Raw genomic sequence first — 20,860 nt, 5'->3', positions numbered from 1 at the left:
GCGGTATCCCCGGGGAGTGCTCATGCGGCGGCGCCGACCGCCGCCTGCTCCGGTGCCGGACCGACCGTCACCGGGCGCCGCGCGGGCAGCACGCCGACCCGCTCCCCCGGCTCGAGGCGGTGCCCCGACGCGTGCTGGACGGTGACCTCCTCGCCCGTCGACAGCCGGACGGTCGAGCGCCGCACCGGCCCCAGGAAGCTCGAGGCGAGGACGACTCCGGGCAGGGAGTCGGGAGCGCCGTCGGCCACGACGGCGAGGTCCTCGGGGCGGAGGAACACCGACACGGGACCGTCGGCCGCCGCCGCGTCGACGAGCGGCAGGCGCACGCCGAGCGCGAGGACCGATCCCGACGAGACCGTCCCCGCGACCACCGTCGAGAGGCCGACGAAGCGGGCCGTGAAGGCGGTCGCCGGGCGCGCGTAGAGGTCCTCCGGTGCACCCAGCTGCTCGATCCGCCCGGCGTTCATCACCGCGACGCGGTCGGCGACGGCGAGCGCCTCCTCCTGATCGTGCGTGACGAAGAACGTGGTGATGCCGATCTCGGACTGCAGGCGCTTGATCTCGTCGCGCAGCTGGACGCGGACCTTCGCGTCCAGTGCCGACAGAGGCTCGTCCAGCAGCAGCACCCGCGGCCGCGTGACGAGGGCGCGCGCGAGCGCCACCCGCTGCTGCTGGCCGCCGGAGAGCTCGTGCGCGTAGCGGTCGCCGAGGGCGCCGAGGCCCACGACCTCCAGCGCCTCCCCCGCGGCCGCCCGGCGTTCGCGCGCCCCGACTCCCCGGGTGCGCAGCCCGAACTCGACGTTCTCGCGCGCCCGCAGGTGCGGGAAGAGCGAGTACGACTGGAAGACCATGCCCATGTCGCGCTTCGCGACGGGGACGTGGGCGACGTCCTCCTCGTCGACGAGGATCCGCCCCGCGTCGATCCGCTCGAGACCGCTGAGGGCGCGCAGGGCTGTGGTCTTGCCGCAGCCGGAGGGGCCGAGCAGCGCGATGAACTCACCCGGGGCCACGTCGAACGAGACGCCGTCGAGCGCTCGCGCGGAGCCGTAGTGCCGCTCCACGTCGACGAAGCGCACGCGGGCGCCGGGGAGGGTAAGAGCGGTCACGAGGAGCCTTTCGAGGAACGCGCCCGGCCCGTCGGCAGGCCGATCCGCGCGAGGCGGCCGATCCCGATCAGGAGGGCGAAGGCGAAGAGGAGGGAGAGCAGCGAGAAGATCACGGCGACGTAGGCGTCGGACTTCGACACCTGCACCAGGCCGGTCTGGAGGGTGGTGCGGCTGAGGAGCGAGGCGATCGTGTACTCGCCGAGAACGACTGCGACGGTGATCAGCGCGGCCGCGACCAGGCCCCGGCGCAGGTTCGGCAGGAGGACCCTCCCGAGCACCGCGAGCGGGCCCGCGCCGAGCGAGCGGGCCGCTTCCGAGAGCGTCACGGCGTCGAGACCGGCGAGGTCCGCCGCCACGGCGCGGTAGGCGTAGGGCAGGACCAGCACCCCGTAGGCGAGAGCGAGCGTCCACGGCGCGGAGCCGGCGAGCCGGGTGACCACGGAGTAGACCGGCGCGAGGCCGACGACGAGGACGATGGCGGGCACGGTCAGCGGGAGCAGGCAGACCAGCTCCAGAGCCCGGCGCAGGCGCGGGAGCCGGATCTCGACGAGCAGCATCGTCGGCACCAGCAGGACCAGGACGATGAGGGCGGTGACGACGGCGAGGACCAGCGAGTTTCCGATCCCCTGGAACAGCGAGCGGTAGGCGCGCTCGTTCTCCGGGTCGAGGATCGCCGTCCAGTGCGAGAGGTAGTGGCCGCCGGCGCCGCGGAGCGTGAACTCCGCCATCGCGACGATCGGAACGGCGAACACCAGCCCGGTGATCACGAGCACCGCCCCGGACAGGAGCCGCGCGGGCCTCATCGCTGCCACCGCCGGGCCCGGCGCTGCAGCAGCGCGTACCCGGACATCAGGACCACCATCACCGCGAGCATCCCGAGCGCGAGGGCGCCCGCGAAGTTCTCGCGGCCCAGCACCGTCTCGCTGACCAGCGCGGCGCGGATCTGCAGCGGGACGATCTGCGCGCCCTGGCTGATCAGCGCCGCCGCGGTGGCGAAGGAGGAGAACGCGTTCGCGAACAGCAGCAGCACGCAGCCGAGGAACGACGGCGCCAGCACCGGGAGGGCGACGTGCAGCCAGTAGCCGAGCCGGCCCCCGCCGAGCACCGCGTTCGCCTCGGCCCACTCCGGGCGCAGACCCTCGAGCGCGGGCAGGAACGTGAGCACCATCAGGGGCACCTGGAAGTAGAGGTAGGGCAGGACGAGCCCGGGAAGCTGGTAGAGCCACACGCCGTCGGCGTAGAGGTCGACGCCCGCTCCCGCGAGGAGGGTGGTCACCAGCCCCTGCACGCCGATCGTCGCGATGAAGGCGAACGCGAGCATCACACCGCCGAACTGCGCAAGGACGCTCGCCGCCGCATCGACGACGGTCCGGAGCGCCCCGCGCGGATCGGAGCCGAGCAGGGCCAGGCACACGACCGCGCCCAGCACCGCGCCGACGACGGCGGTGACGGCCGAGAGCCCGAGCGACGCGCCGAAGGCGGACAGCACGACGGGATCCCCGAGCGCCAGCACGTTCGCCGTGGTGAAGCGGCCGTCTCCGTCCGTGAATCCGGTCGCCACTGCGAGGACCGTGGGGACGGCCAGGAACAGCAGGACGTAGAGCGCGAAGGGGGCGACGCCCAGCACGGCCGGGGTGCCGCGCCGTCCCCGGAGCGCGGACGCCCCGGAGACGGCCTCGGCGGGAGCGGTGGTCACTGGATCGCCGCGGCCCACTTCTCGGCGAGGAGCGACGAGGCCGCCTCGGTCTGCTCCTCCGTGAACTGGACGAGGTCGGAGGGAGCGGCGCCGACGGCGTCGAGCGCGTCCTGGTCGACCGTGCCGGCCTCGGTCATCGCGGCCAGGCGCACCGGGTAGGCGCCGGCGGCGAGGTAGAGGTTCTGTGCGGCGTCGGAGTAGAGGTACTCCTGCCAGAGCCGCGCGGCCGCCGGGTGCGGAGCGTCGGCGTTGACCGCCTGGTTGTAGTAGCTGCCGACTGCGGAGCCCGGGAGGACGGTCGTCGTCCACTCGCGGGTGCCCTCGTTCGCCTTCCCGGCGGCGAGGTTGTTGTAGCTCCAGTCGAAGACGACCGGGGTCTCGCCCGAGGCGATGGTGGCGTCGGTCGGGTCCAGCGGCAGGAAGTTGCCGGCGTCGTTCAGCTTCTCGAAGAAGTCGATCCCCGCCTGGACGTCGGCGGCGGAGCCGCCGGACTGGAGACCCGCGAGCTGCACCGCGGCCGCGGCGGCTCCCGCCTGGGTCGGGTCGCCGTTGATCGCGACCGAGCCGCGGTAGTCGGCGCCGAGGAGGTCCTCGAGCGACGTGGGCGCAGGCACCGCGGCCGCGTCGAACCCGATCGACATCAGGCCGGTGTAGTCGTTCACCCAGAGGCCCGACTCCTCCTTGTTCCCCTCGGGGATGTCGTCCCAGGACTCGACCTTGTACGGCGCGAACATGTCCGTGTTCGCCAGAGCGACGGCCGGCCCGAGGTCGAACACGTCGGGAGCGGTGTCCTGCCCGGCGAGGTTCTCCGCCGTGCTGATCTCCTCCGCGGAGGAGACGTCGGGGTCGGCGGAGTTCACGGTGATGCCGTACTCGTCCTCGAAGCCGCTGATCAGCTCGCCGTAGTTCGCCCAGGTGTCGGGCAGGGCGATGACGTTGAGCTCGCCCTCGGCCTTCGCGGCCTCGACCAGGGCGTCCAGCCCGCCGAGGTCCGCGGCGGATGTGGCGGACGCCGCGTCCGCGCCGCCGCCGTCGGACGAGGCGGTGGCGCCGCCGGAGCAGGCCGAGAGCGTGAAGACGAGGGCGGTGCCGGCGGCGGCGACCGCGGCGGTGCGCGACAGGCGCTGAATGGTCAAGGGTCCTCCAGGAGTCGGGTGGGCCGCCCCGGTGGGACGGCCTCGGGAACGGTAGGAGCGCCGCGAGACGGCGAGGGAGCGCGGCGGTGAATGCCGGGCGAACGCCGGGGGCCGAATCGGGGACGGCGATGTCGGGGGCGTTCGCTAGCGTGGGCGGACCATGACCGAGCAGCTCACCCCCGCGCTGGCGCGCCGCATCGCCCTGGCGGCGCAGGGGTTCGGCGTCCCCCATCCCTCCCGGGTCGACGCGCGCCGGGTGCGCGCCGCCGTGGACCGGATCCGCCCGCTCCAGCTCGACTCGGTGAACGTCTTCGAGCGGAGCCACTACCTGCCGCTGCTCGCGCGGCTCGGCCCGTACGATCGCTCCCTCCTCGACGCCGAGGCCTTCTCCCCCGACGGCCCCTACCTCGAGTACTGGGCCCACGAGGCCGCCCTCGTCCGCCGCGAGGACCTCTTGCTCTACCGCTGGCGGATGGAGCACTACCGCCGGGTCCGCCTGCCCGAGCACGAGGGCTGGGCCCACGAGAACCGCGCCACCCTCGACTGGCTCCGCGCCGCGCTCGCCGACGGTCCCCTCCGCGCCTCCGAGATCGAGCACGAGGCCAACGTCCGCACGGGGCCCTGGTGGGGCTGGTCCGACATCAAGCGCGGCCTCGAGGTCCTGTTCCGCTGGGGCGAGGTGGTGACGGCGGGGCGCACGCGCTTCGAGCGCTCCTACGGTCTCGCCGAGCGGCTCCTCCCGAGCGCGGTGCTCGATGCCGACGTGCCCCTCCCCGACGCCGTCCGCGAGCTCGTGCGCCGGGCGGCCCGGGCCCATGGGATCGGCACCCTCGGCGACCTGGCCGATTACCACCGGCTGCTCCAGTCCCCCACGCGCGTCGCGATCGACGAGCTGGTCGAGGCGGGCGAGCTCGAGCGCGTCGAGGTGCGCGGCTGGGAGCGGGGCGGGCGACCCGTGCCGCTCTGGCGGCACGTCGATGCCCGACGCCCCCGCACGCTCCGGGCGGACGCGCTCCTCTCGCCGTTCGACCCCGTGGTCTGGCACCGGCCGAGAGCCGAGCTGTTCTTCGGCTTCCACTACCGGATCGAGATCTACACCCCGGCCGAGCAGCGGGTCCACGGCTACTACGTCCTCCCCGTGCTCCTCGACGACGTGATCGCTGCACGGGTCGACCTCAAGAGCGAGCGCAAGCGCCGGGTCCTCCTCGTGCAGGCCGCCTGGCTCGAGCCGGGGGCCCCGGCCGACACGCCGGAGCGGCTCGCCGCACTGCTGGTCGAGGCGGCGGCCTGGCAGGGCCTCGACGCCGTCGAGGTCGTCGGTCGCGGCGACCTCGCGGCCGCCCTCGCCGCAGCACTGAGGAGGATCGCGTGAGCGCGCCCGGCGGCGTCCTGGCGCTGGCGCTCTCGGAGCGCTGCGTCGCCCGTCTGCTCGAGCGCGGGAGCGTCGTCGGGGTCGGCACGGGCGAGCTCGCCCACGCAGCCGGCGTCTCCCTCCGGACCTTCCACCGGTACCTCGGCGGGAAGGAGGACTGCGTGCGCCCGGTGCTCGCCGCCGCGATCGCCGCGATGGGACGCGCCCTCCTCGAGCGACCGGCCGCCGAGCCGCTGAACGCGGCGCTCGGTCACGCCTTCGCCGCGGCGGCCTCCGGTCGCCAGCTCGACCGCACCCTCCGGCTGATCCCCCTGCTCACCGAGACCTCGGCGATGCGCGCCGTCTGGGCGCAGTCGCTGCACGACGGTGAGGAGGCGCTGACGCCGTTCCTCGCGGAGCGGATGGGACTCGGCCGCACGTCCCCGCACCGGGCGGCCGTCCTGGCCACCGTCGTCCTCGCCCTGGTCCGGCGGGCGCTGGTTGACGCGGCCGCGAGCGGCATCGACCCGGCGCCGGTCTTCGCCGAGTACCTGACGACCGTCGACGGCGGTCCGCTGGCGGCTCCGACCGGATGACGTCCCGTCCGGCGCGGTGGCGCGTGCCCCGCTGCCCGGGGTGAGATCCGGGCGGGCGGCGATCGGCGACGGGGCGGCCGCCGGATCGGCCTGCTAGAAGCGCGAACCCATCTCGGAGAGGCGGGCGACGCGATCCGCGATCGGCGGGTGGGTCGCGAAGAGGCGCGCGACCACTCCCGGCTTCGACGGGTCGTCGATCCAGAGGTGCGCCATCGAGCTGTTCTGCCGCTGCATCGGCCGGCCCGCGGACTCGAGCTTCAGCAGGGCGCGGGCGAGGGCGTCGGGGTGACGGGTCGTCAGTGCGCTGGTCGCATCGGCGAGGTACTCGCGCTGACGGGAGATCGAGAGCTGCACGACCGAGGCGACGATCGGCGCGAGGACCATCGACACCAGCCCGACCACCAGGAGTGCCGGGTTGCCCCCGCCGTTGCCGTTGCCGCCCCGCCCGAAGAAGGCCAGGCGGAGGAAGGCGTCCGAGAGGAAGCCCACCGCGACGACGAGACCGAAGACGATCATCGAGACGCGGATGTCGTAGTTGCGGACGTGGCCCAGCTCGTGGGCCATCACGCCCTCCAGCTCGGCGTCGTCCATGATCGCGAGCAGGCCCGTCGTCGCAGCCACGACGGCGTGCTCGGGGTCACGGCCGGTCGCGAACGCGTTCGGCGCCGGGTCGTCGATCAGGTACACCTTCGGCATCGGCGTGCCCGTCGCGATCGAGAGGTTCTCGACGATGCGGTAGAGCCTCGGCTCGTCCGCCTTCTCCACCGCCACGCCGCCGCTGAGCGCGACCGCCTGGCGAGCGGCGAAGAAGTACTGGAAGAACGCGTAAGCGGCGGCGATCACGAGCACAACCACGACGATCGCCGTGCTGCGGTAGACCGCTGCCGCCAGGGCGCCCAGGCCGCCGATGATCACCAGGAACAGGACGAGGATCAGGACCGTGTTGCGCTTGTTGCGGGCGATCGCGCTGTACACGGCGGCTGCCTAGAACTGGACGCGCGGGGGCTCCGAGATCGCGGCGAGATCGCCGACCTCGAAGAACTCGCGCTCCGAGAAGCCGAGCCGGCGCGAGAAGAGCGTGTTCGGGAAGACCTTCACCTTGGTGTTCATCTCGCGCACGCCGCCGTTGTAGAAGCGCCGTGCCGACTGGATCTTGTCCTCGGTGTCGACCAGCTCGCCCTGCAGGTGGAGGAAGTTCTGGCTCGCCTGCAGCTGGGGGTACGCCTCCGCGACCGCGAAGATCGACTTCAGCGCGCTCTGCATGTGGTCCTCGGCGACCGACGCCTCCGCCGGGCCCTGGGCCTGGAGCGTCTCGGCGCGAGCCTGCGTCACCGACTCGAAGACCTGGCGCTCGTGCGAGGCGTAGCCCTTCACGGAGTCGATCACATTGGGGATCAGATCCGCACGGCGCTTCAGCTGGACGGTGATGTCGCTCCACGCCTCGTCCACGCGGACGTTGAGGGTGACCAGCGAGTTGTACGTCGCCCAGAGGTAGACCCCGAGGATGACGACGAGCGCGACGACGACGATGAGCGGGACGAGCCATTCCATGCCGTCCAGTGTAGGGACGGCGCGCTCCCCGGCACCTGTCGATGAGGCGCATTCGCAGGGGCGGGTCGGCCCTACTTGAGGGTCTTCTGCAGCAGGACGGTGCTGAGCCAGCGCTCGAACTTGAAGCCGACGCGGCCCATCCGGCCGACCTCGACGAATCCGAACTGCGCGTGCATCGCCAACGACGCCTCCGCGCCCTTGTCGGCGATGACGGCCATGATCTGACGGATCCCCACGGCCTTCGCGCGCTCGAGGAGCTCGGCCATCAGCGCCCGGCCGAGGCCCTTGCCGGTGGAGGCCGCCCGCAGGTAGATCGAGTTCTCCACGGTGAAGCGGTACGCCCGCTTGGAGGACCACGGCGACACCATCGCGTAGCCGAGGATCTGGCCCGACGGCGAGACGGCCACGATGAAGGGCAGCCCGAGCTTCTGGTTGCGGGAGAACTTCGTGCGCCACTCCTTCAGCGTCGAGTCGTCCTCGTCGAAGGTCACCACCGTGTTGCGCACGTAGTGGTTGTAGATCTCGCGGATGTCCGGGAGGTCGGCGTCGCGGGCGTCGCGGATCTCGAACGAGAAGCCGGGCTCGGGAGGCGGCGCCTTCCGCAGGTGCGGCGGCAGGACGCGCCGGCTCTCGTACTCTTCCTCAAGCATCCGGCTCCCCTTCGGCTCCGCCCATCGATCCGGGCCAGCGTAGCCGCCCCGCGGGCGAGCGCCCGGTCACGCGAGAGCACTCCAGTCGACCGGCTCCGCGCCGCGCTCCTCCAGGAGGGCGTTGGCGCGGCTGAACGGCCGGGAGCCGAAGAAGCCGCGCGAGGCCGACAGCGGGCTGGGGTGCGCGCTCTCGATCACTCCGGCCTCCCCCAGCATCGGGCGGAGCGACGCGGCGTCGCGGCCCCAGAGGATCGCGACGAGAGGCGCGTCCCGAGCGGCCAGCGTGCGGATCGCGTGCTCGGTGACCGCCTCCCAGCCCTTCCCGCGGTGCGAGGCGGGAGAGCCGGGGGCGACGGTGAGGACCCGGTTGAGCAGCATCACGCCGCTCGAGGTCCAGCCGCTGAGGTCGCCGTGCTCGGGCGGCTCGACGCCGAGGTCGTCCCGGAGCTCGCGGTGGATGTTCTGCAGGCTCCTCGGCAGCGGGCGCACGTGGCGCTCGACCGCGAAGGACAGCCCGATCGGGTGCCCGGGCGTCGGGTACGGGTCCTGTCCGACGATGAGGACGCGCACGTCCGCGAGCGGTGCGGCGAAGGCGCGGAGCACGTCGCGGCCCGCGGGGAGGTAGGGCCGGCCGGCCGCGACCTCGCCGCGGAGGAAGTCGCCCATCGCGGCGATGTCCCCGGCGACGGGGGTGAGCGCCTCCGCCCAGCCCCTGTCGATCAGTCCCGAGGCCGCGAGCTCAGCGAGGTCCACCGGGTCAGCCCGCCGCGAGCGTCGCGACGACGACTCCGGCGTCGCTGCCGCTGACGCGCCACACCGAGCCGGCGCCGCCGACGCGGAGCGCGCCGGTGCCGACGATCAGCACGGTGGACTCGTCGAGCGCGACGCCGCCGTCGACCAGGCCCGCCTCGACGGCCGCGACCAGGCGGCCGAGGGTCCCCCACTGCGCCGCGTGCACGTCGACCGTCACGTCGATGAGGCCGATGCCCTCGAGCACCGTGACCTCGTCGAGCTCCTCCGCCGCGCCCTCCGGGACGACGGCGACGCCGCCGATCCGGTGGCCGCCGACGAGGGCGCGGTCGGCCGCGACGGCGGCTCCCGCCGAGTAGCCGGCGTACGGCACTCCGGAGGAGACGAGATCGCGCAGCCGCGGGAAGCAGGCCTCGAGCGCGTCGCGGTAGGCCGGGGTCAGCCCCCCGCCGACGAAGATCCCGTCGACGTCGTCGAAGACCGCGGGATCGATCCGGCCGCCCTCCGGCTTCATCACGGCGAACGCGTCGAGCGGGCCGACCGTCGCGAGCAGTGCCGCGTAGCCGGCGTAGGCCTCCGGGCCGAGCCCGTCGTGGACGACGACGATCGCGATGCGCGGGCCCTCGATCCGGCCGGCGTCGACCGCGTGGGCGCGCGCCTCCGCGAGGAACGCCCCGTACAGCTGCTGGTCGTGCTCGACGCCGCCTCCGCCGCCGATGAGGTGGACGCTCACTCGTCGTCCTCGGCGAGGGCTCCGTCCACCGGGGGCAGAGCCGACCAGGGGAAGACGATCCAGCGCGGGGTGCGGCGCCAGAAGAAATCGGGCTCGAGCACCGTGCGCGGCTTCGTGTACAGGGTCACGGTGCGCACCTCGGCACCCATCGCGCGGATGAGCTTCACCGAGAGGGCGAGGGTGTGGCCGGAGTCGGAGACGTCGTCGACCAGGAGGATGCGCTTGCCGCGCACGGACGCCTCGTCGAGCAGCGGCGGCAGCACCACCGGCTCCGCCAGGCGCGCCTCGACGCCGGTGTAGAACTCGACGTTCAGCGCGCCGCAGCTCTTGATGCCGAGCGCGTAGGCCACGGCGCCCGCGAGGAGCAGACCGCCGCGCGCGATGGCGACGACCAGCTCCGGCCGGTAGCCCGACGCGACCACGTCGTCGGCCAGGTGCCGAGCGGCGTCGCCGAACTCGAGCCAGCCGAGCACCTCCTTCTCCGTGGCGGCGAGGAGGGCGGCGGAGTCGTCGGCGTCGGAAACCATGAGGGACAGGCTAGGCCGTCGCGGGCCTCCGCGTCACATCGGTCAGGCGCGCGGGGCCAGGGGTCCCTTCGCGACCTTGTGCGGGGCCGCCTGCGCGACCGGCTTGATGGTCACCAGGTCGAGGTTGACGTGGGCGGGGAGCTCCACCGAGGAGACGATCGCAGCGGCGACGTCCTCCGCGACCAGCGGGTCGGGGACCTCGGCGTAGACCGCGTCGGCGCGCTTCCGGTCGCCGCGGAAGCGGACCAGCGAGAACTCGTCCGTGTGCACCATCCCCGGCGCGATCTCGATCACGCGGATCGGCTCGCCGGCCAGCTCGAGCCGCAGCACGGCGACCAGCGCGTGCGCGGCGTGCTTGGCGGCGTTGTACCCGCCTCCGCCCTCGTAGGCGACGTGGCCGGCGATCGAGGTGACCGTCACGATGTCCGCGGAGGTGCCGCTCCCCCGGATCCCGGCCCGCAGCAGCGGGAGCAGCGCGCTGGTCACGAGCTTCACCGAGAGCACGTTGATCTCGAACATGCGGCGCCAGTCCTCGGGGTCGGACCTCTCGACCGAGTCGAGTCCGAGCGCGCCGCCCGCGTTGTTCACGAGGGCGTGCACGGGCCCGGAGGAGGAGAGGTGGTCGCGCAGAGCGTCGACCTGGGCGGCGTCGGTGAGGTCGGCGGCGAAGTACCCGGCGCCGGTCTCGGCGGCGAGCGCCTCCAGCCGGTCGCGCCGGCGCGCGACGGCGACGACCTTCCAGCCGTGCTCGCGGAACAGGCGGACCGCGGCCGCCCCGATCCCTGAACTCGCTCCTGTCACGACAACGCGTCGATCCACGCCCGTCCCCTTCCGTCAAGCCTCGGACACCCTCGACTCCGTCGTCGCAACCCAACGCTAGTCTGGCCGCGTGCCGCCCGCCGACCCGGTTCCCGCGACCGCCGGGACAGCCGTCACCCCGAAGCGCCGCGTTCCCCTCTGGGACAACGCGCGCTTCGTCTGCGTGACCCTCGTCGTGATCGGGCACGGCGTCCAGAGGCTGACGGCCAACTCCGACACCTCGCTCATCGTCTACCTGACGATCTACGCCTTCCACATGCCGGCGTTCGCGATCATCTCGGGCTACTTCTCCAAGAGCGGCGCACCGAGCGGGCGCGCGATGCGGCGGGTGCTGACCGACATCCTCCTGCCCTACCTGATCATGGAGACGATCTGGACCCTGGTGCAGTTCCTGGTCGAGGGGAAGCAGGAGTTCAACCCGACGAAGCCGAGCTGGACGCTGTGGTTCCTGCTCGCGCTGGGCATCTTCCGCCTCGTCCTCCCCTACCTGGCGCTGCTGCGCTGGCCGCTGCTGATCAGCGTGGTGCTCGCGGTCGGGGTCAGCTACTACGACAACATCGACTCGACCTTCTCGCTCGCACGCGCGATCGGGATCCTGCCGTTCTTCGTGTTCGGCTGGCGCCTGCGCGGCTTCGCCCTCGGCGGCCGCTCCGCCGTCGACCGCTGGCTCGATCAGCCGCCGTCGCGGGTGCTCCTCGCCCGGATCCTCGCCGTCGTCCTCTTCGCGGTCACGGCGGTCGTCATGACCGTCAACATCGAGGCGTTCCGCGCGGCGGACCTGCGCTACTGGTTCTTCTACGACCGTCCCTACGACGCCCTCGGCGAGACCCAGTGGTGGGCCGGGCTGGTGCGGCTGGCCCTGATGGCCGGAGCGGTCGTGCTCTCGCTCGCGCTCTTCGCGATGGTGCCCCGCCGCCGCACCCCGCTCACCGCCTGGGGGCAGTCGACGATGTACGTCTACCTCCTCCACAGCTTCGTCCTCTATCCGCTGCGGGAGTCCGGGATCCTCTCGCAGACGGAGAGCACGCTCGCCCTCGCGCTGATGATCGTGTTCTGCGTCGCGGTCTCGGTCGCGCTCTCGCTGGGCTGGACCCGCACCGTCTTCCACCGGCTGGTCGAGCCCCGCGCGGCCTGGCTCTTCGCCCCGGTGGCCGACGAGAGGCCCCGGCGCCCGGACCGCGCCGACCCCACGGGCGCCAAGCGCGACCGGCAGCCCGAGCGGCGCTGACGGCCGTTACCCCGTGTGTCGGCGGTCCTGGCCGCCCGGCGGGCCCCCGCGTACGCTCGTCGCGACGGAGAACGGCCCCGTCCCCGACCCCGACGATCCGATGGGAAGCACCATGACCGACTCCGAGAAGTGGCAGTTCGAGACCAAGCAGATCCACTCGGGCGCCGCGCCGGACCCGGTGACCAAGGCCCGCGCGACGCCGATCTACCAGACCACCTCCTACGTCTTCGACAACGCGGAGCACGCCCAGAACCTGTTCGCGCTGGCCGAGTTCGGGAACATCTACACCCGCATCCAGAACCCGACCCAGGCGGTCGTGGAGGAGCGGCTCACCGCCCTCGAGGGCGGCTCCGGCGCCCTGCTGCTCGCCTCGGGCCAGGCCGCCGAGACCGCGGCAGTGCTGAACATCGCCCAGGCCGGCGACCACATCGTCTCGTCGTCCTCGATCTACGGCGGCACCTACAACCTCTTCAAGTACACCCTCGCCAAGCTCGGCATCGAGACGACCTTCGTCGAGAACCAGGACGACCGCGAGGAGTGGCGCCGCGCCGTCCGCCCGAACACGAAGCTGTTCTTCGCCGAGACCGTCGGCAACCCCAAGATCAACATCCTCGACATCCGCACCGTGGCCGATGTCGCGCACGACGCCGGCGTGCCCCTGATCGTCGACAACACCATCGCGACGCCCTACCTGATCCGCCCCTTCGAGCACGGCGCGGACATCATCGTGCACTCGGCGACGAAGTTCCTCGGCGGCCACGGCACGGTCATCGGCGGAGCGATCGTCGACGGCGGCCGCTTCTCGTGGACCGCGAACGCCGAGCGCTTCCCCGGCCTCACCACGCCGGACGAGTCGTACCACGGCGCCGTCTACACCGCCGCGGTCGGCGACTCCCTCGCCTACATCATCAAGGCCCGCGTGCAGCTGCTGCGCGACCTCGGCGCCTCGATCGCCCCGGCGAGCGCCTGGCAGCTCATCCAGGGCATCGAGACCCTCTCGCTCCGGATCGAGCGCCACGTGCAGAACGCGCAGGAGATCGCGGAGTACCTCGAGAACCACTCCGACATCGCCTCGGTGAACTACTCGGGCCTGCCGACCTCGCCCTGGTACGCCGCGGCCAACCGCTACGCGCCGAAGGGCGTGGGCGCGGTGCTCTCGTTCGAGCTCAAGGGCGGAGTGGACGCCGGCCGGGCCTTCGTCGACTCGCTGGAGCTGTTCTCGCACCTGGCCAACATCGGCGACGTCCGCTCGCTCGTCATCCACCCCGCGTCGACCACGCACTCGCAGCTCTCGCCCGAGCAGCAGCTGACCGCCGGCGTCACTCCGGGCCTGGTGCGCCTGTCGGTGGGACTCGAGAACGTCGACGACCTCCGCGCCGACCTCGACCAGGCCCTCCGCGCCGCGCGCGCCGTCGTCGAGGCCTCCCGCGCGAACGCCTGAGGCCCCTCGGCGCCCTGACGGGGTCCCCGTCCGCGGGGATCGCGTCGGGGCGCTCCGCGCGCGGGCGGAGGAGCGCGGGAGCAGGGCGTAACAAACGGCTCCGCCCCGCGGCGCTCTGACACGATGGACAGCGCTATGGACTGGCAGCAGACACTCGAGGACACGGTCCCGTCGGCGTTCGTCACCGAGCGCCAGCTCCTCTCGGTCATCGGCAAGCCGCCCGCCACCGGAGCCTGGCGCGACGGCGACCACCCGGGCGGACGCCGCTTCGTCGACCTCGGCCCGTTCGACTTCGAGGCGGGCGGCCGCCTCCCCCACGCCCGCATCGCCTACGAGAGCTGGGGCGCTCTGAACGAGCGCCGCGACAACGCCGTCCTCGTCCTGCACGCGCTGACCGGCGACTCCCACCTGCTCGGCCGCGGCGATCCCGGCCACGCGACGGACGGCTGGTGGTCGGGACTCGTCGGCCCCGGACTCGTGATCGACACCGACCGCTTCTTCGTGGTCGCCCCGAACATGCTCGGCGGCTGCCAGGGCTCCACCGGTCCCGCGTCCCTCGCCCCCGACGGCCACGAGTGGGGCGCACGGTTCCCGTACACGAGCATCCGCGACCAGGTGCGGGCGCAGGTGCAGTTCAGCGACCTGCTCGGCGTCGAGCGCTGGCACACCGTCATCGGCGGCTCGATGGGCGGGATGCAGGCGCTGGAGTGGGGGATCGACCACGCGGAGCGGGTCGCGCGCCTCGCGGTCCTGGCCGCTCCCCCGCGGGCCACGGCCGACCAGATCGCCCTCAACTTCGTGCAGCTCGAGGCGATCCGCAACGACGCGGCCTTCGCGGGCGGCTCCTACTACGACGCCGGCGACGGCCAGGGCCCGTACCACGGCCTCGCGCTCGCCCGCCGGATGGCACTGCTCAACTACCGCAGCCCCTCCGAGCTCAACGACCGCTTCGAGCGCAGCTGGCAGTCGGGGCTCAGCCCGCTCGGCGGCGGCGGCCGCTTCGCCGTGGAGTCGTACCTCGACTTCCACGGCAACAAGTTCACGCGCCGCTTCGACGCGAACAGCTACATCACGCTCGTCGAGGCGATGAACTCCCACGACGTCGGCCGCGGCCGGGGCGGCGAGGCGGCCGCCCTCTCCCGGATCACCAGCCCGACCCTCGTCCTCGGCATCGACAGCGACCGGCTCTTCCCGGTCGAGGGCCAGCGGATCATCGCGGCGCACGCTCCCGGCGCCCTCGACGGCGGAGAGGTCGCGGTGATCACCTCGACGTTCGGCCACGACGGGTTCCTCATCGAGGACGACGCGGTCGGCGCGCACCTCGCCCGGCTGCTGGCGCATCCCGCGACGGCCTGACCCGCCCGACCCCGGCGCGGTTCGACGCCCCGAACCGCTCCGACCGGCCCGGGCAGTGGCTATCGTGAGACGGGGGCCAGCCCCGCGCCACGACCGGAGGGGGCCAGAGCGTGCCGATGATCCGCAGCGCCCGCGAGCGTGACCGGCTGCTGCGCCACTCCGCCTGCGGGATCGGCCTGCTCACGGAAGCGGGGGCGCTCGGCATGGCCCTCATCCCCGGAACGCTCCAGCCCGCCGCCGTGCCGTTCGCCGTCGCGCTGCTCCTGGCCATGATGGCCGCCCACGTCGAGCTCGCCCGGACGGGGCGCCGCAGCCGCGTGATCGCGGTCGCCGTCGGCGGCCTGCTGCTGGGCTGGGGCCTCGCCCTGGGGCTCGCTCCGGGCGCCGACTTCGCCGGGTTCGTCCTGGTCAACACCGCGAACGCCGTGACCGCGAGCATCGCCGTGGTCGTGACGACGTCCGCGCGCCGCCTGCTCCTGCTGCTGCCGGTGCTCCTCCCGAGCCTGATCCCGTCGGTGCTCGTCTCGAGCGGCACCATGATCCCCACCGTGGTCGTCCAGAGCCTGCTGCCCTGGGGCACGCTCTGCGGATTCGCCCTCTGGATCGGCACAGCGGTCCCTCGGGTGGTGCGGCGGATCGACAGCATCGGCAACGCCCACCGTGTGGAGCGCCTCGCCAGCGAGACGGAGGCGCAGCGCCGGCAGGGTGCGCGGCTCCTGCACGACACGGTGCTGGCCACCCTCACGCTCCTCGCGCACTCGGGCCGCGGAGTGTCGGTCGACGCGCTCCGGCAGCAGGCGGCGCAGGACGCGCAGCTCCTGCGCCAGCTCCGGCTCGGCGGGACCCCCACCCCGAGCGCGTCCGGCTCCTACCAGCTGACCAGCGTCACCTCCGCCCCCGCGGCCAACACCCTCGAGACCGTCCGCAACCGCTTCGGCCGGATGGGGCTCGACGTGATCTGGCACGGCTCCGGCCAGGTGGCGCTCACCGGCGCGGCCCTCGACTCCTTCGTGCTCGCCCTGGCGGAGTGCCTCGAGAACGTGCGCCGCCACTCCGGCGTCGCCTCGGCCGACGTGACGATCACCGAGGACGAGACGACCGTCCGCGCGATGGTCACGGACGCGGGCGCGGGCTTCGACATCGCGACCGTCCCCGACACGAAGCTCGGCTTCAAGGAGTCGGTGATCGCCCGGCTCGGCGACGTCGGCGGCCGCACCAGACTGTTCAGCGCCCCCGGATCGGGGACGACCGTGGTGCTGGAGGTCCCCAAGTGAGCCCCGCGCCGGAGTCGCGGGCCCCGCTGCTGGGACGCGTGCCCGCGACGCACGGCCGCTCCTCCCGGTCCGCCCGCTCGGTCCGCCGCCAGCAGGAGGGGCTCGGCACCAACTACCTCGGCAGCGGCCTCAACGGCATCGCCGCCGCGATCCTCGCCTACGAGCTGCTGATCTTCCTCTCGACCTCCGCCCGCTACAGCGACCTCGCACCCGCGGCGATCGCCTGGGTCCTCGTCGTCCTGGCCTTCGGGTCCACCGTCCTCGCGATCCACCTCGGCGGACGCCGCCTGCCGCTCCCGGTCTACCTCTGCTTCCTCGTCGCCCTCGGAGCCGCCGTCGTGCTCGACCTGGTGGCCGTGACCGACTCCGGCGCGGCCCGCACCGTCCCCACCGCCGCGGTCGCGGGCGCCGTCGCGCACGCCGCGCTGATCGTCCACCGGCGCGGGATCGAGATCCTCGCGGTGAGCGCCCTCATCGCGATCGCCGAGGTGATCGCGTTCCTCTCGATGGAGTCGGGCGGCGCGGGCGCGCTCTCGGTGCGCATCAGCGCCCTCGTGGTGACGATCGCGCCGGCCGTCGTCGTGGTCGTGATGATGCGCGGGTTCCGCCGGATGGTCCAGCTCGAGATCGACCGCGCCCTCGTGCAGAGCACCACGCTCGGCCCGCGCTACGCGGTCGGGATGCTCGCCTCGGAGGAGCTCGCACGGCTCGACCTCGCCGCCGAGCGCCTCCTCGCCGAGGTGGGCGACGGCTCGGTCCGCCTGCCCCTCGACGCCCAGCGCGCCGCGCACGCGACCTCGCTCGCCACCCAGCTCCGCCTCCACCTCATCGAGGGGCGGCGCGAGACCTGGCTGCACCACGCCGTGCTCGAGTCCGAGCTGCTCGCGCCGCTCGTCGAGCTCGACGACCCGGACGGCACCGCCGGGCTCCTCGGGCACCAGCAGCGCGACGGGCTCCTCTCGGCGATCTGGCTGATCGCCGACAGCGCGACCGGGCTCGCCGTGGTCCTCCACGTCGAGTCGGGCAGCCCCCGCGATCCCGGAGCCGGGACGGCCGCCCGAGGACTGCTCGTGCCGATCACGCTCCGCTCCTCAGGCGCGCCCTTGCGCGGCGTCGATCCTGCGACGTGGGAGGCTATCGCTCAGGTCGGCGTCTTCCGCGACACCTCGCGCGACGGGGAGCTCCGGATCGAGATCGACTGCCTGGTCGAGAATCCCGCCGACCGGTGAGCAGCCGCCGAGAGACCGCCGACGACCGCCGACCGAAGGACACCGATGACACCCACCGCTGACGCGAAGATCACTCTCGCGGTCGTGGACGACCACAAGATGCTCCTCGGAGCGCTCACGGAGTGGATCCGCGGAGCCGCCTCCGACATCCAGCTGGTGGCCGCGGTCGCCTCCTGGCCCGAGCTGCTCACGCACCCCGAGTTCCCCGTCGACGTCGTCCTCCTCGACCTCGACCTCAAGGACAACATCCCGATCTCGGTGAAGCTCTCGACCCTCAAGACCACCGGGGTGAAGACCGTGCTGATGAGCACCTACTCCGAGCCCGCCGTGGTCCGCGAGGCGCTCGCCTCCGGAGCCCTCGGCTACCTGGTGAAGACCGAGGACGCGGACATGATCGTCGAGGCGATCCGCGCGGCCAAGGACGGCCACTCCTACATCTCGCACGAGCTCGACATGGCGCTCTCCACCGGCGACTCCGACGGAGCGCCGAAGCTCAGCGCGCAGGAGCGCCGAGTGATGGCCCTCTACGGCGGCGGCGAGCCGGTGAAGTCGGTCGCGTTCGAGCTGGGCATCTCGGAGGAGACCGCGAAGTCGTACCTCAAGCGGATCCGCGAGAAGTACCGCGTCGTCGGCATCGACGTCGGCACGAAGGTGGCGCTCCGCAAGCGCGCCATCCACGACGGGATCCTCATCGAGACGGACTGAGTCCTCTTCCGTGGCGGTCCCTGCCCGCCACGGCGCGGTCGGCTTCACGACGTGGCGCGTTCCGCAGAGCGAGGTACGTCGCCCGGCATCGATCCGCTGGCACGCGGATCGCTGTCGGCGGGCTCCACCTCGTCGAGCGGCGGCCACCTGCTCCTGCGGTCGAGCAGGGCGGGCGTGCCTGAGTCGTGCCGGTCGAGTCGCCGCGGGACGCGGCGTATCGAGACCCGCCAGGCACGGGCAACGGGTCGATGCTGGTCGAGATGCCGCGGGACGCTTGGCATCGAGACCCACCGGACCGGGACTGCGAGTGCTCCTGCGGGCCCGCGTCAGGGGGCCAGGACGGCGACCGTCATGCCGGGCGTCGCGGCGGGGGCGTCCATCGCGGCGAGAGCGGCGGGCAGGTCCTCGAAGGCGATGGTGCGGCCGACGGAGTCGGCGGGGCGCAGACGGCCGGCGACGACGTCGTCGAGGAGGGCCGTGTAGCCGCTCCGGGCGATGCCGTGGCTGCCCAGCAGCTCCAGCTCCTGGGCGATGACCCGGCCGAGCGGCATCGCCGGTGCGGCGTCGGGCCCGAGGAGCAGACCCACCTGCACGTGCCGGCCGCGCGGACGCAGGGCGGCGATCGACGCCTCCGCCGTGACGCTGCTTCCGACGGCGTCGACCGCCAGATGGGCACCTCCTCCGGTCGCCGCCCGGATCGCCTCGGCGGCACCCTCGCCTCCGGGGACGGTCACCGCCCCGAGCGCGGCCGCGGCCTCCCGCGCCGGGGCGGAGACGTCCGACGCCACCACGCGGGCCCCGGCCGCGAGCGCGACGATCACCGCGGAGAGGCCGACTCCGCCGCAGCCCAGCACCGCGACCCACTCCCCCGGGGCGACCCGGCCGCGCTCGTGCAGGGCGTGGTACGCGGTCCCGAAGCGGCAGCCGAGACCGGCCGCCTCGACGAAGCCGACGGAGTCGGGCAGGCGCACCAGGTTCAGGTCCGCACCCGTCACGGCCACCGCCTCGGCGAACGACCCGTCGAGGGTGAATCCTGGCTGCTGCTGCCGGAGGCACACCTGCGTCGCCCCCTCCCGGCACTGCTCGCAGTCGCCGCAGGCGAACACGAACGGCGCCGTGACCCGGTCACCGACCGCGAAGAGCGACACCTGGGCTCCCGTCGCGATCACCGTCCCGGCGAACTCGTGCCCGGGGATCTGCGGCAGGACGACCGAGTCGTCGTGCCCCTTCCACGCGTGCCAGTCGCTCCGGCACACCCCGGTCGCCGCGACGCGGACGACGACGCCGTCGACGGGGCAGACGGGCTCCGGGACCTCGACGATCGCGGGGAGGGCGGAGAAGGACGAGTAGCTCACGGCGCGCATGCCGAGAGTCTTCCAGAGGCCCTGGCCGCGCTCTGCTTACAGCGCGTCGACCGGGATGCCGCCGGTGCCCGGCTGGGCGGGCTCGCGGTGGACCGGGTAGACCGTGCCCCGGGCGCGGTCGATCGCGATGCTGCCGAAGGCGAGCACGATTCCGGCCGCGGTCAGGCCCACGCCGACCCAGATGGGCGACAGGTAGCCCAGTCCGGCGGCGATCGTCAGGCCGCCGAGCGCGGCACCCACCGAGTTGCCGATGTTCAGGGCGGAGTGGTTGAGCGCGGCCGCGATCGTCTGGCTGTCGCGCGCCACGTCCATCAGCCGGGTCTGGATCGCGGGCGACGCGGCCGCCGAGAAGCCCGCCGAGAGGAACGCGAACACCACCAGGCCGACGACCGACGAGGCCGACAGCGCGAGTCCGATCAGCGAGACGCCGACGCCGGCGAAGAACACCACCAGCGCCCGCCGCACGTCGCGGTCGGCGGCCCAGCCGCCGACGAGGTTGCCGACGGTCATCCCGAGGCCGATGACGACCAGGATCCACGGGACCGCGCCGAGCGGCAGGCCCGTCACCTCGGTCGCGAGCGGCGAGATGTAGCTGTACATCGCGAAGAGTCCGCCGAAGCCGATGGCGCCGACGAGGAGGGTCATCCAGACCTGCAGGCGCCCGAACGCCCGCAGCTCGTTGCGGACGGTCGCCGCCGGATTCCCGGGCTGCGCGGGCACCAGCAGCTGGACGGCCACGACGGTCAGCGCGAAGAGCACCGCGACCACGAGGTAGGCGCTGCGCCAGCCGGCCACCTGCCCGACCCAGGTGATCGCGGGCACGCCGACGACGTTCGCGATCGTGAGCCCGGAGAGGACGAACGCGACTCCCTTGCCGCGCTTGCCGGGACCCATCAGGTCGGCGGCGACCAGGGAGGCGATGCCGAAGTAGGCGCCGTGCGGGAGCGCGGCGACGAAGCGCGCGGCGAGGACGAGCGGGAAGCTCGGGAGCAGCGCCGAGCCGATCGTCCCGACGGTGAAGGCGACGAGGAGGGTCAGGAGGAGCCTCTTGCGCGGCCAGCGCGCCGCTGCGGCGGCGATGGTGGGGGCGCCGACCACGACACCGAGCGCGTAGGCCGAGATCAGCATCCCCGCCTGCGAGACGGCCTGCTCCTGGCTCGCGGCCCAGACTCCGGGGAGGAGGTCGGCGGCGAGCTGCGGGAGGAGCCCCATCGCGACGAACTCGGTCGAGCCGATGCCGAAGCCCCCCATCGCGAGGGCGAGCAGGGCGAGGCGGGTCCGAGCGGGCGAGAGCGTCACCGCTCAAGGCTACTCAGGATCGGACGGATGTCGAATCGATTCGAGCACA

At 73.1% G+C, this 20,860-nt stretch carries 21 protein-coding genes; 8 read left to right on the top strand and 13 right to left on the bottom strand.

What is annotated here, in order from left to right; all coding sequences use genetic code 11:
* Positions 1–20: 20 nt before the first annotated feature.
* Genes C5D09_RS01340 through C5D09_RS01325 form a run of 4 tightly spaced genes read right to left on the bottom strand, consistent with a single transcriptional unit; the run spans position 21 to position 3,938 of the window.
* Positions 21–1,106 carry an ABC transporter ATP-binding protein gene (locus tag C5D09_RS01340; protein ID WP_104268441.1) on the bottom strand — a complete coding sequence of 362 codons (1,086 nt, stop codon included), beginning with the start codon at positions 1,104–1,106 and terminating at the stop codon, positions 21–23.
* A complete protein-coding gene (locus C5D09_RS01335; RefSeq protein ID WP_104268440.1) occupies positions 1,103–1,909 on the bottom strand; it encodes an ABC transporter permease in 807 nt (268 codons plus the stop codon). Before C5D09_RS01335 ends, C5D09_RS01340 begins: the two co-directional genes overlap by 4 nt.
* A complete protein-coding gene (locus tag C5D09_RS01330) occupies positions 1,906–2,802 on the bottom strand; it encodes an ABC transporter permease subunit (protein WP_104268526.1) in 897 nt (298 codons plus the stop codon). The genes C5D09_RS01335 and C5D09_RS01330 overlap by 4 nt, the downstream gene beginning before the upstream one ends.
* The gene (locus tag C5D09_RS01325) at positions 2,799–3,938 is read right to left on the bottom strand and encodes an ABC transporter substrate-binding protein (protein ID WP_104268439.1); all 1,140 of its coding nucleotides are present in this window, start codon (positions 3,936–3,938) and stop codon (positions 2,799–2,801) included. The genes C5D09_RS01330 and C5D09_RS01325 overlap by 4 nt, the downstream gene beginning before the upstream one ends.
* A 160-nt stretch (positions 3,939–4,098) precedes the next feature.
* Between C5D09_RS01325 and C5D09_RS01320 the strand changes: the two genes are divergently transcribed.
* Positions 4,099–5,310: a winged helix-turn-helix domain-containing protein gene (locus C5D09_RS01320; protein WP_104268438.1), complete on the top strand. Its 1,212-nt coding sequence runs from the start codon at positions 4,099–4,101 to the stop codon at positions 5,308–5,310.
* Positions 5,307–5,885, top strand: a complete 579-nt coding sequence (locus C5D09_RS01315; protein WP_104268437.1) for a TetR/AcrR family transcriptional regulator — start codon at positions 5,307–5,309, stop codon at positions 5,883–5,885. Before C5D09_RS01320 ends, C5D09_RS01315 begins: the two co-directional genes overlap by 4 nt.
* Positions 5,886–5,978: 93 nt before the next feature.
* Here C5D09_RS01315 and C5D09_RS01310 read toward each other — a convergent pair whose 3' ends face one another.
* The 7 genes from C5D09_RS01310 to C5D09_RS01280 form a co-directional block, all read right to left on the bottom strand.
* Positions 5,979–6,860 carry a M48 family metallopeptidase gene (locus C5D09_RS01310; protein WP_104268436.1) on the bottom strand — a complete coding sequence of 294 codons (882 nt, stop codon included), beginning with the start codon at positions 6,858–6,860 and terminating at the stop codon, positions 5,979–5,981.
* Positions 6,861–6,869: 9 nt separating this feature from the next.
* Entirely contained in the window at positions 6,870–7,436 is a 567-nt protein-coding gene (locus C5D09_RS01305; protein ID WP_104268435.1) for a LemA family protein, read from the bottom strand.
* Between the two features lie 71 nt (positions 7,437–7,507).
* Positions 7,508–8,086 carry a GNAT family N-acetyltransferase gene (locus C5D09_RS01300; RefSeq protein WP_104224438.1) on the bottom strand — a complete coding sequence of 193 codons (579 nt, stop codon included), beginning with the start codon at positions 8,084–8,086 and terminating at the stop codon, positions 7,508–7,510.
* A gap of 66 nt (positions 8,087–8,152) precedes the next feature.
* On the bottom strand, positions 8,153–8,839 hold the full coding sequence (locus C5D09_RS01295; RefSeq protein ID WP_104225510.1) for a uracil-DNA glycosylase: 687 nt from the start codon (positions 8,837–8,839) through the stop codon (positions 8,153–8,155).
* A 4-nt stretch (positions 8,840–8,843) separates the two neighbouring features.
* On the bottom strand, positions 8,844–9,569 hold the full coding sequence (locus tag C5D09_RS17055) for a peptidase S51 (protein ID WP_104224440.1): 726 nt from the start codon (positions 9,567–9,569) through the stop codon (positions 8,844–8,846).
* The gene (locus tag C5D09_RS01285; protein WP_104224441.1) at positions 9,566–10,096 is read right to left on the bottom strand and encodes a phosphoribosyltransferase; all 531 of its coding nucleotides are present in this window, start codon (positions 10,094–10,096) and stop codon (positions 9,566–9,568) included. Before C5D09_RS01285 ends, C5D09_RS17055 begins: the two co-directional genes overlap by 4 nt.
* A 42-nt stretch (positions 10,097–10,138) precedes the next feature.
* Positions 10,139–10,915 carry an SDR family oxidoreductase gene (locus C5D09_RS01280; RefSeq protein ID WP_258066874.1) on the bottom strand — a complete coding sequence of 259 codons (777 nt, stop codon included), beginning with the start codon at positions 10,913–10,915 and terminating at the stop codon, positions 10,139–10,141.
* A 70-nt stretch (positions 10,916–10,985) separates the two neighbouring features.
* Between C5D09_RS01280 and C5D09_RS01275 the strand changes: the two genes are divergently transcribed.
* From C5D09_RS01275 to C5D09_RS01250, 6 genes are all read left to right on the top strand, one after another.
* Positions 10,986–12,143 (top strand): acyltransferase family protein, encoded by a 1,158-nt coding sequence (locus tag C5D09_RS01275; protein WP_104268433.1) that lies wholly within the window; start codon positions 10,986–10,988, stop codon positions 12,141–12,143.
* Positions 12,144–12,255: 112 nt separating this feature from the next.
* Entirely contained in the window at positions 12,256–13,584 is a 1,329-nt protein-coding gene (locus tag C5D09_RS01270) for a bifunctional o-acetylhomoserine/o-acetylserine sulfhydrylase (protein WP_104225507.1), read from the top strand.
* Between the two features lie 135 nt (positions 13,585–13,719).
* On the top strand, positions 13,720–14,940 hold the full coding sequence (locus C5D09_RS01265; RefSeq protein ID WP_104224444.1) for a homoserine O-acetyltransferase: 1,221 nt from the start codon (positions 13,720–13,722) through the stop codon (positions 14,938–14,940).
* Between the two features lie 116 nt (positions 14,941–15,056).
* The gene (locus C5D09_RS01260; RefSeq protein ID WP_104268525.1) at positions 15,057–16,214 is read left to right on the top strand and encodes a sensor histidine kinase; all 1,158 of its coding nucleotides are present in this window, start codon (positions 15,057–15,059) and stop codon (positions 16,212–16,214) included.
* 38 nt (positions 16,215–16,252) lie between these two features.
* Positions 16,253–17,443: a hypothetical protein gene (locus C5D09_RS01255; RefSeq protein WP_146084554.1), complete on the top strand. Its 1,191-nt coding sequence runs from the start codon at positions 16,253–16,255 to the stop codon at positions 17,441–17,443.
* A 45-nt stretch (positions 17,444–17,488) separates the two neighbouring features.
* Entirely contained in the window at positions 17,489–18,148 is a 660-nt protein-coding gene (locus C5D09_RS01250) for a response regulator (RefSeq protein WP_104224447.1), read from the top strand.
* Positions 18,149–18,474: 326 nt separating this feature from the next.
* On the opposite strand, the gene C5D09_RS01245 is transcribed toward C5D09_RS01250, so the two are convergent.
* Both C5D09_RS01245 and C5D09_RS01240 read right to left on the bottom strand, forming a co-directional pair.
* Positions 18,475–19,512, bottom strand: coding sequence for an alcohol dehydrogenase catalytic domain-containing protein (locus C5D09_RS01245; protein ID WP_104268432.1), 1,038 nt, complete (start codon positions 19,510–19,512; stop codon positions 18,475–18,477).
* Positions 19,513–19,548: 36 nt separating this feature from the next.
* Complete coding sequence (locus C5D09_RS01240; RefSeq protein ID WP_104246745.1) at positions 19,549–20,763, bottom strand: MFS transporter; 1,215 nt, start codon at positions 20,761–20,763, stop codon at positions 19,549–19,551.
* Positions 20,764–20,860: the final 97 nt, after the last annotated feature.

It is taken from the genome of Rathayibacter sp. AY1C9, assembly GCF_002932315.1.
Classification (GTDB): Bacteria; Actinomycetota; Actinomycetes; order Actinomycetales; family Microbacteriaceae; genus Rathayibacter.
This window is presented reverse-complemented; position numbering and strand designations above follow the sequence as displayed.